Consider the following 12,140-nt stretch of genomic DNA (forward strand, 5'->3'; position numbering starts at 1 on the left):
GCGCGGCAGTTTACGTGCTCAGCCGCCGCGATGCACCCAGACGCCGGCCTCGCAGGCCACCTTGCCCTCCAGTTCCAGCTCGGTCAGCGCCGCCAGCACCTGCGGCAGCGCCCAGCCACTGCCGGCGGCCAGCGCCTCGCTGCCCTGCGGGGCGGCGCGCAGCAGGTCCAGCAACGGGTGCGCCTGTGGCAGCGGGGCCGGTTCGCTGGCGGGTGCTTCGGCGGTCCAGCCGCTCAGGCCTTCGAGGATGTCGTCGATGCGCTCCACCAGGGTGGCGCCCTGGCGGATCAGCTCGTGGCAGCCGCGCGCGCCGGGATGGTGGATGGAACCGGGAATGGCATAGACCTCGCGGCCCTGCTCGGCGGCCAGCCGCGCGGTGATCAGCGAGCCGCTGGCCGGGCTGGCCTCCACCACCAGCACACCCAGGGACAGGCCGCTGATGATGCGGTTGCGCCGCGGGAAGTTGTCCGGCCGCGGCGGGCAATCCAGCGGCAGTTCGGACAGCAGCGCGCCGCCGCCCTCGACGATGCGCCGCGCCAGCCCCAGGTGTCGCCGCGGGTACAGGCATTGCAGGCCCGTGCCGAGCACCGCCAGGGTGACGCCACCGGCCTCCAGCGCGCCTTCGTGGGCGGCGCCGTCGATGCCCAAAGCCAGCCCGCTGGTGATGGCGAAGCCGCCGCCGGCCAGGCTGCGGGCGAAGGCGCGGGCGGTGTCCAGCCCCGGGCGGCTGGCACGGCGGCTGCCGACCACCGCCAGTTGCGGCCGGCCCAGGGCCGCGCGGGCGCCCTCGACGAACAGCAGCGGCGGCGCATCGCTCAGCTCCGCCAGCAGCGCGGGGTAGTCCTCGGCGTCCCACATCAGCAGGTGCCGCTCGGGCCCTTCCAGCCAGCGCAGAGCCTCGGCCGCTGCCTGGCGGGTGACCTCACTGCGCCGCGCCTCGGCGCTGGCCGCCGGCAGGCCAAGGGAACGCCAGGCCGCGGCGGGCGCGCTGAGGGCGGCGGAGGCGCTGCCGAAGGCCGCCAGCAGGGCGGCGAAGCGCCGCGGCCCCAGTTCGGGCAGGGCGTGCAGGCGCAGGCGGGCTTCCAGTTCGGCGGGGGAGGGTTGGCGGGGCATGGCGGCAGTCCTTGGCGCGTTGGCGGGAACCCCGACTATGCCGCGTCCGCCGGCTGACGCCTGCCGGACGCTTCGGAAGATACGGCCGGCAGAAACGAAGAACCCCGCCGTGGCGGGGTTCTTCATACAGGCGCGCCGATCAGGGATTGCGCACCTTGTCCTGCACTTCCAGCGAACGGTTGGCGGTAAGCACCAGGCCGTAGCTGAGACGGTTGTAGGTACGGAAGATCATCACCAGCCCGGAGCGCTCGTCGGGGATCTTCACCAGATCACCGCTGACACGATCGCGCACCGTCTCGCCGAGCTTGTAGATGGCCAGCACGTTGCCTTCCTCCAGGCCATCGCGGCTGCCCTTGTCGATGGTCACCACGTCGTACTTGCCGATCTGGGTGACGCCGCGCGGCACGTCGATGATGCTGCCCTTGATCGGCGTCTTCGGCTCGCTGGGCATGAAGATCGAGGTCACCGCGCGTTCCTCGGTGGGGAACAGGCGGTCGCCCGGCCGCACTTCCTGGGTGGTGCGCGTCAGGTTGAGGGTGGCGATGTCGTCTTCCTTGGCGATCACCCGGGCGCTGCCGACGTCCATGGCGTCGACGCCGAGGACTTCCTTGGTGTCCGGGTCGGAGTAGATCTTGCCCTGGCGGAAGATGCCGTAGCTGCCTTCCTCGGCCAGGGAGTCGCCGCGGGCGTAGGCGCGGTCGCCGGCGCCGCTGACCACGCGCTCGGCATCGCCGGCGACCATGTAGGGGGCGTTGCTGAAGTCACCCTCGCTGTCGACGATGCGGTTGGACAGCAGGAAGGCGTTGATCTTGTCCAGCGGGATGGTCGGCACCGCCTCGGCCATGGGCGTGCTGCGCACCTTGGGCGACAGCTTGATGGTGCCGTGGGAGGCGCCGCGGTTGAGCACCAGGCGCGGCTGGCCGTCGATGTACACCAGGCTGAGGACGTCGCCGGGGTAGATCAGGTGCGGGTTGCGAATCTGCGGATTCACCTGCCAGATCTCCGGCCACTTCCAGGGCTTGCTCAGGAACTTGCCGGAGATGTCCCAGAGGGTGTCGCCCTTGACCACCGTATAGCGGTCCGGGTGGCCGTCCCTGAGTTCCACGGCACCCTGCGCCATGCTTCCTGCCGCCAGCAGCAGCACGGCGAGTAGTGTTTTCCTCATGCGGTGAATCCCTTTATTATGTATACACATGAAACGCTGGAAAGCCGCCCCTACCGGGCCTTCCAGGGTTTTTCGATGCTGCTCGGCATATTAGCAGCCGATTTTTACTTTATTCCACAAGTGCATCACAAACGCATATGGCCATTCTGAACATCCTCGAATTCCCCGATCCGCGCCTGCGCACGATCGCCAAGCCTGTCGAGGTGGTCGACGATAGCGTGCGCCAACTGGTCGACGACATGTTCGAAACCATGTACGAGGCGCCCGGCATCGGCCTGGCCGCCACCCAGGTGAACGTACACAAGCGCGTGGTGGTGATGGACCTGTCCGAGGACAAGTCCGAGCCGCGCGTGTTCATCAACCCGGAACTGGAGCCGCTCACGCAAGAGATGGGCGAATACCAGGAGGGTTGCCTGTCGGTGCCCGGCTTCTACGAGAATGTCGACCGCCCGCTGCGGGTGCGCGTCAAGGCGCTGGACCGCGACGGCAAGGCCTTCGAGGAAATCGCCGAAGGCCTGCTGGCGGTGTGCATCCAGCATGAGTGCGACCACCTGAACGGCAAGCTGTTCGTCGACTACCTGTCCAACCTCAAGCGCGACCGGATCAAGAAGAAGCTGGAAAAGCAGCACCGCCAGCGCGCCTGACACCCTCCTCCCCAAAGGCTTGCTCCGGCAAGCCTTTTTTCTTTAAGCGAGCCTACGCATGAGCCAAGCATTGCGCATCGTCTTCGCCGGGACCCCGGAATTCGCCGCCGAGCACCTCAAGGCCCTGCTCGATACGCCGCACCAGATCGTCGCCGTCTACACCCAGCCGGACCGCCCCGCCGGCCGCGGCCAGAAGCTGATGCCCAGCCCGGTCAAGCAGCTCGCCGCGCAGCATGGCCTGCCGGTGCTGCAGCCGCCGACCCTGCGCGCACCCGAAGCCCAGGCCGAACTGGCGGCGCTGCAGCCGGACCTGATGGTGGTGGTCGCCTACGGCCTGATCCTGCCCCAGGCGGTGCTGGACATCCCGCGCCTGGGCTGCATCAACAGCCATGCCTCGCTGCTGCCGCGCTGGCGTGGCGCCGCGCCCATCCAGCGAGCTGTGCAGGCTGGCGATGCGGAAAGCGGCGTAACCGTGATGCAGATGGAAGCGGGCCTGGACACCGGGCCGATGCTGCTCAAGGTCAGCACGCCGATTTCCACCGAGGACACCGGCGGCAGCCTGCACGACCGCCTGGCGCGCCTGGGCCCGCCGGCGGTGGTCGAGGCCATCGCCGGTCTGGCCGCCGGCACGCTCAAGGGCGAGGTGCAGGACGACGCCCTGGCCACCTACGCGCACAAGCTCAGCAAGGACGAGGCGAAGCTCGACTGGAGCCGCCCGGCCGTGGAACTGGAGCGCGCCGTGCGCGCCTTCGATCCCTGGCCGGTGTGCCACACCACCCTGAACGGCGAGCCGCTGAAGGTCTGGGCCGCGCGCCTGGGCGAGGGCAGGGGCGAGCCGGGGAAAATCCTCGGCGCCAGCCGTGACGGCCTGCTGGTGGGCTGCGGCGAAGGCAGCCTGCTGCTGACCCGCGTGCAGCTGCCCGGCGGCAAGCCGCTGGCCTTCGCCGACCTGTTCAACAGCCGCCGCGAGCAGTTCGCCAGCGGCCTGGTGCTCGGCCAATGAGCCTCAGCCCGCGCCTCGCCGCGGCCCGCGCGCTGGCCGCCGTGCTCGCCGGCCGAGCCTCGCTGGGCAGCTCGCTGCCGCCGCAGCTGGAGCTGGTCGCCCCGCGCGACCGCGGCCTGACCCAGGAGCTGGCCTTCGGCGCCGCGCGCTGGCAGCCGCGCCTGGCGGCCCTGGCCGCGCGCCTGCTGCAGAAGCCGTTCAAGGCCGGCGACCGCGACGTCGAGGCGCTGCTGCTGGTCGGCCTGTACCAGTTGCTCTACACCCGCATTCCGCCCCACGCGGCCATCGGCGAGACCGTCGGCTGCGCCGACAAGCTGAAGAAATCCTGGGCCAAGGGCCTGCTCAACGCCGTGCTGCGCCGCGCCCAGCGCGAGGGCGAGGTGCTGCTGGCCGACGTCGACCGCGACCCGGCCGCGCGCCTGGCCCACCCGCGCTGGCTGCAGAAGGCGCTGAAACAGGCCTGGCCAGAGCAGTTCGAAGCCATGTGCGCGGCGAACAACGCCCACCCGCCGATGACCCTGCGGGTGAACCGCCGCCAGGGCAGCCGTGACGCCTACCTGGCCGAACTGCAGGCTGCCGGCCTCGAGGCCGCGCCCTGCGCCTACAGCCGCGACGGCATCCAACTGGCCCAGCCTTGCGACGTGCGCGAGCTGCCGGGCTTCGCCGAAGGCCGCGTGAGCGTGCAGGACGAGGCCGCGCAACTGGCCGCCGACCTGCTGGAACTGGCTCCCGGCCAGCGCGTGCTCGACGCCTGCTGCGCCCCCGGCGGCAAGACCTGCCACCTGCTGGAGGCCGAACCGGGCCTGGCCGGCGTGCTGGGCGTGGACCTGGAAGAAAGCCGCCTGGTGCGCGTACGGGAAAATCTGCAGCGCCTGCGGCTAGATGCCACGCTGGTCGCCGCCGACGGTCGCGATACCGTCGCCTGGTGGGACGGCAAGCCGTTCCAGCGCATCCTGCTGGACGCGCCCTGCTCGGCCACCGGGGTGATTCGCCGGCACCCGGACATCAAGCTGACCCGCGCCGCCGAGGACATCCCGGCCCTGGCGCAGCTGCAGGGCGAGCTGCTCGACGCGCTGTGGCCGACCCTGGAAGTCGGCGGCATCCTGCTCTACGCCACCTGCTCGGTGATGCCCCAGGAGAACCGCGAATCCATCGCCGCCTTCCTCGCACGCACCCCCGGTGCCCGCGAGCTGGACCTGGCAGGGCCCTGGGGCCTGAAGCAGGCCCACGGGCGCCAGCTGTTGCCGCAAGAGGGCGGGCACGACGGTTTCTACTATGCCAAGCTCATCAAGATCTCAGCCCGCTAGCACTGCACGGACGAGCGCGACCCCATGAAGATCATCATCCTCGGCGCCGGCCAGGTCGGCGGCACCCTGGCCGAGCACCTGGCCAGCGAAGCCAACGACATCACCGTGGTCGACACCGACGCCCAGCGCCTGCGCGACCTCAACGACCGCCTGGACATCCGCACCGTGCACGGCAAGGCCTCGTTCCCCACGGTGCTGCGCCAGGCCGGCGCCGACGACGCCGACATGCTGGTGGCGGTGACCAACAGCGACGAGGTGAACATGGTCGCCTGCCAGGTGGCCTACACCCTGTTCAACACGCCGACGCGCATCGCCCGGGTGCGCGAGGCGGCCTACCTGACGCGCACCGGCCTGTTCGACAACGAGGCCATCCCGGTGGACGTGCTGATCAGCCCCGAGCAGGTGGTGACCAACTACATCAAGCGCCTGGTGGAATACCCCGGCTCCTTGCAGGTGATCGACTTCGCCGAGGGCAAGGCCCAGCTGGTGGGCATCAAGGCCCACTACGGCGGCCCGCTGGTGGGCCAGGAGCTGCGCCAGCTGCGCGAGCACATGCCCAACGCGGATACCCGCGTGGCGGCGATCTACCGGCGCAACCGGCCGATCATCCCCCAGGGCGACACCGTCATCGAGGCCGACGACGAGGTGTTCTTCATCGCCGCCAAGGCCCACATCCGCGCGGTGATGGGCGAGATGCGCCGGCTGGAGGAGAACTACAAGCGGATCATCATCGCCGGCGGCGGCAACATCGGCGAGCGCCTGGCCGAGGCCATCGAGAACCGCTACCAGGTGAAGATCATCGAGATGAACCCGGCGCGCTGCCGGCACCTGTCGGACAACCTCGACAGCACCATCGTCCTGCAGGGCAGCGCCTCGGACCGCGACCTGCTGCTGGAAGAGAACATCAACGAGACCGACCTGTTCCTGGCCCTGACCAACGACGACGAGGCCAACATCATGTCCTCGCTGCTGGCCAAGCGCCTGGGCGCGCGCAAGGTGATGACGCTGATCAACAACCCGGCCTACGTCGACCTGGTGCAGGGCGGCGAGATCGACATCGCCATCAGCCCGCAGCTGGCCACCATCGGCACCCTGCTGACCCACGTGCGCCGCGGCGACATCGAGAGCGTGCACTCGCTGCGCCGCGGCGCGGCCGAGGCCATCGAGGTGGTGGCCCACGGCGACGCCAAGTCGAGCAAGGTGATTGGCAAGCGCATCGGCGAGGTACACCTGCCGCCGGGCACCACCATAGGCGCGGTGATCCGCGACGAGGAAGTGCTGATCGCCCACGGCGACACCGTGGTGGAATCCGGCGACCACGTGATCCTCTTCGTGGTCGACAAGAAGCGCATCCGTGACGTCGAGCGGCTGTTCCAGGCCGGGTTGACGTTCTTCTAGGCTGTAGGCTGTAGGCTGTAGGCTGTAGGCTGTAGGCTGTAGGCTGTAGGCTGTAGGCTGTAGGCAAGAGCTTGACATACCACGACGGCACCGCATGCTGTTCGCTTCCAGCTTCCAGCTTCCAGCTTCCAGCTTCCAGCTTCCAGCTTCCAGCCCCCAGCCCCCAGCCCCCAGCCCTATGACCGACCCTCAATCCCTCGAAAGACTCCTCGCCAAAGGCATGGACAACCCGCTGCTGCGCTTCGGCCTGGGCAAGGGCTACCTGGACGCCGGCGATGCGGCGAAGGCCGCCGAACACCTGCGCCGCTGCGTGGAGCAGGACCCGAAGTATTCCGCCGCCTGGAAGCTGCTGGGCAAGGCCCTGCAGGCCCAGGGCGATGCCGAAGGCGCCCGCGCCGCCTGGACCGACGGCCTGGCCGCGGCCCAGGCCCATGGCGACAAGCAGGCGGAGAAGGAAATGACCGTGTTCCTGCGCAAGCTGGACAAGGCCAAGGGCGGCTGAATCCGCGACACCTTGTAGGAGCGGGCCCTGCCCGCGATTCGCGCGCAGGGCGCGCTCCTACAGGTGAAGCCGGAGGTGGGCATGGTGTAGGAGCGAGCTTGCTCGCGAACGGTGCCTACCGGCGGCTTCAGTGCAATGGCCTGACTCCGCTCCCTCTCCCCAACCCTCGGCTGCGCGCCCCGCCCTGAAGGGAGAGGGGGCCGTCCGGCACGAACGGGAAGTTCAGCGGCACCCTGTAGGAGCGGGCCCTGCCCGCGATTCGCGCGCAGGGCGCGCTCCTACAGGTGCAGACGAAACGCCATCGTAGGATGGGTTGAGCGAAGCGATACCCATCACCCCGGCCCGATGGGTTTCGCAAGCTCAACCCATCCTACGAAGAGCGCCTGGGCGTAGGGCGTACAACCGTTCGCGGTTGTACGCCATTGCCATGGCCTCAGAGCACCTCCGCCGCCACCGCGTCCACCGCGGCCTTGGCGATGCCCACCACCTCGTCCGCCTCGGCGCGGCTGAGCACCAGCGGCGGGGCGAAGCCGAGGATGTCGCCGTGGGGCATGGCGCGGGCGATCATGCCGCGCTCCAGGCACGCCGCCGAGACCTTCGGACCCACCTTCAGCGCCGGATCGAAGGGCGTGCGCGCCTCGCGGTCGGCCATGAATTCCAGCGCCGCCAGCATGCCGTCGCCGCGCACCTCGCCCACCAGCGGGTGGCCTTCGAAGGCCTGGCGCAGCTGCTGGTTGAGGTAGCCGCCGACGTCCGCCGCGTTGGCAGTGATGTTCTCGCGCTCGAGAATGTCCAGGTTGGCCAGCGCCGCCGCCGCGCAGATCGGGTGGCCGGAATAGGTCCAGCCGTGGCCCATGGCGCCTTCGCGGGTGGAAGCGCTGTCGATCACGTCCCAGACCTTCTCGCCGACGATCACCGCGGACAGCGGCGCGTAGGCGCTGGTCAGGCCCTTGGCGGTGGTGATCAGGTCCGGGCGCATGGCGTAGCGCTGGCTGCCCATCTTGTCGCCGAGGCGGCCGAAGGCGCAGACCACCTCGTCGGCGATCAGCAGCACGTCGTACTTCGCCAGCACCGCCTGGATCGCCTCCCAGTAGCCCTTGGGTGGGACGATGATGCCGCCGGTGCCCATCACCGGCTCGCCGATGAAGGCCGCCACGGTGTCCGGGCCCTCGGCGAGGATCAGGTTCTCCAGCTCCTGGGCGCAGTGGCGCACGAAGGCCGCCTCGTCCATGCCCGCCGGGGCCTTGTAGAAGTGCGGGCAGAGGGTGTGCCTGACGCCTTCCACCGGCAGGTCGAAGTGCTGGTGGAAGCTGGCCAGGCCGGTGAGGCTGCCGGTGACGATGCCCGAGCCGTGGTAGCCGCGCTGGCGCGAGATGATCTTCTTCTTCTGCGGCCGCCCCAGCACGTTGTTGTAGTAGCGCACCAGCTTGACCTGGGTTTCGTTGGCGTCGGAGCCGGAGAGGCCGTAGTAGACCTTCTTCATGCCCGCCGGCGCCCAGTCGCGGATGATCCGCGCGGACAGCTCGATGATCGCCTCGGACGCGTGGCCAACGTAGGTGTGGTAGTAGGCCAGCTGCTTGGCCTGCTCATGGATGGCGTCGGCCACCTCAAGGCGGCCGTAGCCGATGTTCACGCAGTACAGCCCGGCGAAGGCGTCCAGCAGTTCGCGGCCCTGGTGGTCGCGGATGCGCACGCCCGAGGCGCCGGTGATGATGCGCCCGGGCAGGGCGCCGCTGGCGTGGTCGTGGGCGTGGGTGGAGGGGTGCATGAAGTGCGCACGGTCCTGTTCGAACAGCTTGGCGTAGTCGGTCATGGCGGTGTTCTCCTCAGATGGCGCCGTGGTGCAGGCAGAAGTACTTGGTCTCGACGAAGGGCTCGAAGCCTTCGCTGCCGCCCTCGCGGCCCAGGCCCGAGGCCTTCATGCCGCCGAAGGGGATGGGGTGGCCGGTGAACCTGGCGCCGTTCACCGCGACCATGGCGAATTCCAGGCGGCGCATCAGCGGCCACACCTGGTCGAGGCGCTGCCCACAAATGTAGGCGGCCAGGCCGTATTCGCTATCGTTGGCCAGTTCGACGGCCTGCTCCAGGTCGTCGTAGGCCATCACCCCGGCGATGGGCGCGAAGTTCTCCTCGCGCCAGATGCGCATGGCCGGGGTGACGTCGGCCAGCAGCGTCGGCTGGTGGAACCAGCCGCCCAGGGCATGGGGTTCGCCACCGGCCAGCAGGCGCGCGCCTTGGTCGATGGCATCGCGCACGCGCTCGCCGGTGGCGTCGAAGGCCGCCTGGTGCATCAGCGGGCCGATGTCGCTGCGCGGGTCGCTGGCCGGGCCCACGCGCAGTTCGCGCACGGCGGCGGCGAAGCGCTTGAGGAAGGGCTCGTAGAGTTCGCGGGCGACCAGCAGGCGGTTGGCCGCGCAGCAGTCCTGCCCGGAGGTCTGGAACTTGGCGTCGATGGCGAATTTCACCGCCTGCTCCAGGTCGGCGTCGGGCAGCACGATGAAGGGCGCGTTGCCGCCCAGCTCCAGCGCCACTTTCTTCACGTCCTGGGCGGCGGCCTGCAGCACCAGCTTGCCGACGCGGGTCGAGCCGGTGAAGCTCACCGCGCGCACGCGGCTGTCCTGCACCAGGGTTTCCATGGTCATCTGCGGCTCGCCCAGCACCACGTTGAAGGCCCCGGCGGGCAGCCCGGCCTCCTCGGCCAGCTGGGCCAGGGCGAAGGCCGAGTAGGGCGTCTCGTGGGCCGGCTTGACCACCACGGTGCAGCCGGCGGCCAGGGCGGCGGCGGCCTTGCGGGTGATCATCGCCGAGGGGAAGTTCCAGGGGGTCAGCAGCACGGCCACGCCCACCGGCTCCATCACGGTGCCCAGGTGGGCGCCGGGAATATGGCTGGGGATGTTGCGGCCGTCCAGGCGCCGGGCCTGTTCGGCGAACCAGGGGATGAAGCTGGCGGCGTAGTCGATCTCGCCGCGGGCCTCGGCCAGGGGCTTGCCCTGTTCCAGGGAAAGGATCTGCGCCAGGTCCTCGCGGTGCTGGCGGATCAGCTCGGCCCAGCGCAGCAGGGGCGCGGCGCGCCGGTCCAGGGACAGCTTGCGCCAGGCCGGGAAGGCCGCGGCGGCGGCATCCACCGCGGCGACTATCTGCTCGCGTTCGAGCAGCGGCACGTGGCCGATGATTTCGCGGTTGGCCGGGTTCTCCACGGCGATGCTGGCGCCGCTGGCGCTGTGCAGCCACTGGCCGTTGACGTAGCACAGCGACTTGAAGAGCAGGGGATGGGCGTAGGACATGACGGCGTCTCCTCGCAGGTGGCATGGGGACCATCCTAGGGGGAGCGCCGTGGCGGTTTTTTCCTAAGGGCGGGGCGGCGGCGGCAATTCTTTCCGCAGATGCGCCGCCGGCTTCGGGTTTTTCGCCCGCCTCAGCAGGCGCTGGCGGAGCGCCGGCCCAGGCCCTGGAGGATGGCGCGCAGCAGCACGCCGTAGAGCGGCACGAAGAGGATCAGCATGACCGCCAGCTTGACGCCGTAGTCCACCGTGGCGATCTCCACCCAGTGCTGAGCCATGAAGGGGTTGTCGCTGCGCCAGAAGGCGATGGAGAAGAAGGCGAAGGTGTCCAGCAGGTTGCCGAACAGCGTCGACACCACCGGGGCGATCCACCACTGGCGCAGCCGGCGCAGGCGGTCGAACACCTGGATGTCGAGGAACTGGCCGAGCACGTAGGCCAGGAAGCTGGCCAGGGCGATGCGCGCGACGAAGGTGTTGAACTCGCCCAGCGCGGCGAAGCCGCGGTAGCCGCCGTCCTGGAACAGCACCGAGACCCCGTAGGAAGCCAGCAGCGCCGGCAGCATCACCCGGGCGATGACGCGCCGCGCCGGGCTCTTGCCGAGCAGGCGCACGGTGAGGTCGGTGGCCAGGAAGATGAACGGGAAGCTGAACGCGCCCCAGGTGGTCTGCCAGCCGAACAGGGTCATGGGCAGTTGCACCAGGTAGTTGCTGGCGATGATGACGAGGAGGTGGAAGACGACCAGGCCGGCCAATGCGCCGCGCCGAGCCGCCGGGGAAAGCGCCGACATGCTGGATCCTTTTTCGTCGATGGGGTGAGGGAACCCATGCCCGGCCCTGTGCCGAGCGGGGCGCATTCTATAGGAGATTGAACTTGGAGTCAGGTTTTTTTGGGTGTTTTTTGTGCAGTGGGGTGGGGGGGTGTTGTAGGGGCGGGCTTGCTTGCGAATGGAGTTTTGCCGGGAGTCGTGGGTGCTGGGATTGAGAACGCCCTCTCCCTAACCCTCTCCCTGAAGGGAGAGGGGACCGTTCGGAGTGCGTGGGTATTCCTGAGTTAGCCGGCAGCGCCAGTGGTTTCCGGCTGAAATCATTACTTCTCTCGGCACGGACTAGCCCCCTCTCCCTTCAGGGAGAGGGTTGGGGAGAGGGGACGGAGCCAAGCCATTACACCGAATCCACCGGTAGGCACCCGTTCGCGAGCAAGCTCGCTCCTACGAAAAGAAAGACAGCGCAGCATCAGGCGCCTTCCAGCGCCTCCGCCGGCACCGCCGCATCCAACGTCTTGATCACCTTGGTAACGATGTAGGTGAAATACCGCTCGATCCCCAGGTCCTCCAGCAGCAACTGGTCGATGAAGCGCTGGTAATGGTCGATGTCCCGGGCCTGGATCATCGCGATGTAGTCCACCCCGCCGCCGGTGGCGTAGCAGAAGCCTACTTCCGGCGCCTGCTGCAGGCGCTGTTCGAAGCGGCGCATGTCCTGGGCCGTGTGCCGGCCCAGGGTGATTTCCACCAGCACCTGCTGCTGGCGGAACAGCGCCGGCCAGTCGATCTGCGCGCGGTAGCCCTTGATCAGGCCGGCCTCCTCCAGCTTGCGCACGCGCTCCCAGGCCGGGCTGACAGAGAGGTTGATGGCCTCGGCCAGGCTGGACTTGGTGATGCGCCCGTCGCCGGCGAGGATGCGCAGGATCTTCAGGTCGTAGCGGTCGAGCTTGGTCATCGCCACCTCCG

The 12,140-nt window shown here is 69.1% G+C and carries 11 protein-coding genes; 5 read left to right on the forward strand and 6 right to left on the reverse strand.

Annotation, left to right across the window (positions count from 1 at the left end):
- Positions 1 to 18: 18 nt before the first annotated feature.
- Together dprA and PM1_RS30260 are read right to left on the reverse strand one after the other, a co-directional pair.
- Positions 19 to 1,113, reverse strand: a complete 1,095-nt coding sequence (dprA, locus tag PM1_RS30255) for a DNA-processing protein DprA (RefSeq protein WP_009614489.1) — start codon at positions 1,111 to 1,113, stop codon at positions 19 to 21.
- 139 nt (positions 1,114 to 1,252) lie between these two features.
- A complete protein-coding gene (locus tag PM1_RS30260; RefSeq protein ID WP_009614488.1) occupies positions 1,253 to 2,278 on the reverse strand; it encodes a LysM peptidoglycan-binding domain-containing protein in 1,026 nt (341 codons plus the stop codon).
- Positions 2,279 to 2,415: 137 nt separating this feature from the next.
- Between PM1_RS30260 and def the strand changes: the two genes are divergently transcribed.
- The 5 genes from def to PM1_RS30285 all read left to right on the forward strand — a co-directional run bounded on the left by def (position 2,416) and on the right by PM1_RS30285 (position 7,132).
- Positions 2,416 to 2,922 carry a peptide deformylase gene (def, locus tag PM1_RS30265; RefSeq protein WP_009614487.1) on the forward strand — a complete coding sequence of 169 codons (507 nt, stop codon included), beginning with the start codon at positions 2,416 to 2,418 and terminating at the stop codon, positions 2,920 to 2,922.
- Positions 2,923 to 2,980: 58 nt separating this feature from the next.
- Positions 2,981 to 3,925, forward strand: coding sequence for a methionyl-tRNA formyltransferase (fmt, locus tag PM1_RS30270; protein ID WP_009614486.1), 945 nt, complete (start codon positions 2,981 to 2,983; stop codon positions 3,923 to 3,925).
- Positions 3,922 to 5,232: a 16S rRNA (cytosine(967)-C(5))-methyltransferase RsmB gene (gene rsmB, locus PM1_RS30275; protein WP_009614485.1), complete on the forward strand. Its 1,311-nt coding sequence runs from the start codon at positions 3,922 to 3,924 to the stop codon at positions 5,230 to 5,232. Before fmt ends, rsmB begins: the two co-directional genes overlap by 4 nt.
- Positions 5,233 to 5,256: 24 nt before the next feature.
- Positions 5,257 to 6,630, forward strand: coding sequence for a Trk system potassium transporter TrkA (gene trkA, locus PM1_RS30280; protein WP_009614484.1), 1,374 nt, complete (start codon positions 5,257 to 5,259; stop codon positions 6,628 to 6,630).
- Between the two features lie 178 nt (positions 6,631 to 6,808).
- On the forward strand, positions 6,809 to 7,132 hold the full coding sequence (locus PM1_RS30285) for a tetratricopeptide repeat protein (RefSeq protein WP_009614483.1): 324 nt from the start codon (positions 6,809 to 6,811) through the stop codon (positions 7,130 to 7,132).
- Between the two features lie 433 nt (positions 7,133 to 7,565).
- On the opposite strand, the gene PM1_RS30290 is transcribed toward PM1_RS30285, so the two are convergent.
- From PM1_RS30290 to PM1_RS30305, 4 genes are all read right to left on the reverse strand, one after another.
- Positions 7,566 to 8,945 (reverse strand): aspartate aminotransferase family protein, encoded by a 1,380-nt coding sequence (locus tag PM1_RS30290; protein ID WP_009614481.1) that lies wholly within the window; start codon positions 8,943 to 8,945, stop codon positions 7,566 to 7,568.
- Positions 8,946 to 8,958: 13 nt separating this feature from the next.
- Entirely contained in the window at positions 8,959 to 10,416 is a 1,458-nt protein-coding gene (locus tag PM1_RS30295) for an NAD-dependent succinate-semialdehyde dehydrogenase (RefSeq protein ID WP_009614479.1), read from the reverse strand.
- A gap of 131 nt (positions 10,417 to 10,547) precedes the next feature.
- A complete protein-coding gene (locus tag PM1_RS30300; protein ID WP_009614477.1) occupies positions 10,548 to 11,201 on the reverse strand; it encodes a 7-cyano-7-deazaguanine/7-aminomethyl-7-deazaguanine transporter in 654 nt (217 codons plus the stop codon).
- 445 nt (positions 11,202 to 11,646) lie between these two features.
- Entirely contained in the window at positions 11,647 to 12,129 is a 483-nt protein-coding gene (locus PM1_RS30305; protein WP_009614475.1) for an Lrp/AsnC family transcriptional regulator, read from the reverse strand.
- Positions 12,130 to 12,140: the final 11 nt, after the last annotated feature.

Source organism: Pseudomonas sp. M1, from assembly GCF_022760135.1.
GTDB lineage: Bacteria > Pseudomonadota > Gammaproteobacteria > Pseudomonadales > Pseudomonadaceae > Pseudomonas > Pseudomonas citronellolis.

Coding starts and splice junctions, on each gene's coding strand:
- dprA (WP_009614489.1), bottom strand. CDS start 1,113: ATGCCCCGCCAACCCTCCCCCGCCGAACTGGAAGCCCGCCTGCGCCTG.
- PM1_RS30260 (WP_009614488.1), bottom strand. CDS start 2,278: ATGAGGAAAACACTACTCGCCGTGCTGCTGCTGGCGGCAGGAAGCATG.
- def (WP_009614487.1), top strand. CDS start 2,416: ATGGCCATTCTGAACATCCTCGAATTCCCCGATCCGCGCCTGCGCACG.
- fmt (WP_009614486.1), top strand. CDS start 2,981: ATGAGCCAAGCATTGCGCATCGTCTTCGCCGGGACCCCGGAATTCGCC.
- rsmB (WP_009614485.1), top strand. CDS start 3,922: ATGAGCCTCAGCCCGCGCCTCGCCGCGGCCCGCGCGCTGGCCGCCGTG.
- trkA (WP_009614484.1), top strand. CDS start 5,257: ATGAAGATCATCATCCTCGGCGCCGGCCAGGTCGGCGGCACCCTGGCC.
- PM1_RS30285 (WP_009614483.1), top strand. CDS start 6,809: ATGACCGACCCTCAATCCCTCGAAAGACTCCTCGCCAAAGGCATGGAC.
- PM1_RS30290 (WP_009614481.1), bottom strand. CDS start 8,945: ATGACCGACTACGCCAAGCTGTTCGAACAGGACCGTGCGCACTTCATG.
- PM1_RS30295 (WP_009614479.1), bottom strand. CDS start 10,416: ATGTCCTACGCCCATCCCCTGCTCTTCAAGTCGCTGTGCTACGTCAAC.
- PM1_RS30300 (WP_009614477.1), bottom strand. CDS start 11,201: ATGTCGGCGCTTTCCCCGGCGGCTCGGCGCGGCGCATTGGCCGGCCTG.
- PM1_RS30305 (WP_009614475.1), bottom strand. CDS start 12,129: ATGACCAAGCTCGACCGCTACGACCTGAAGATCCTGCGCATCCTCGCC.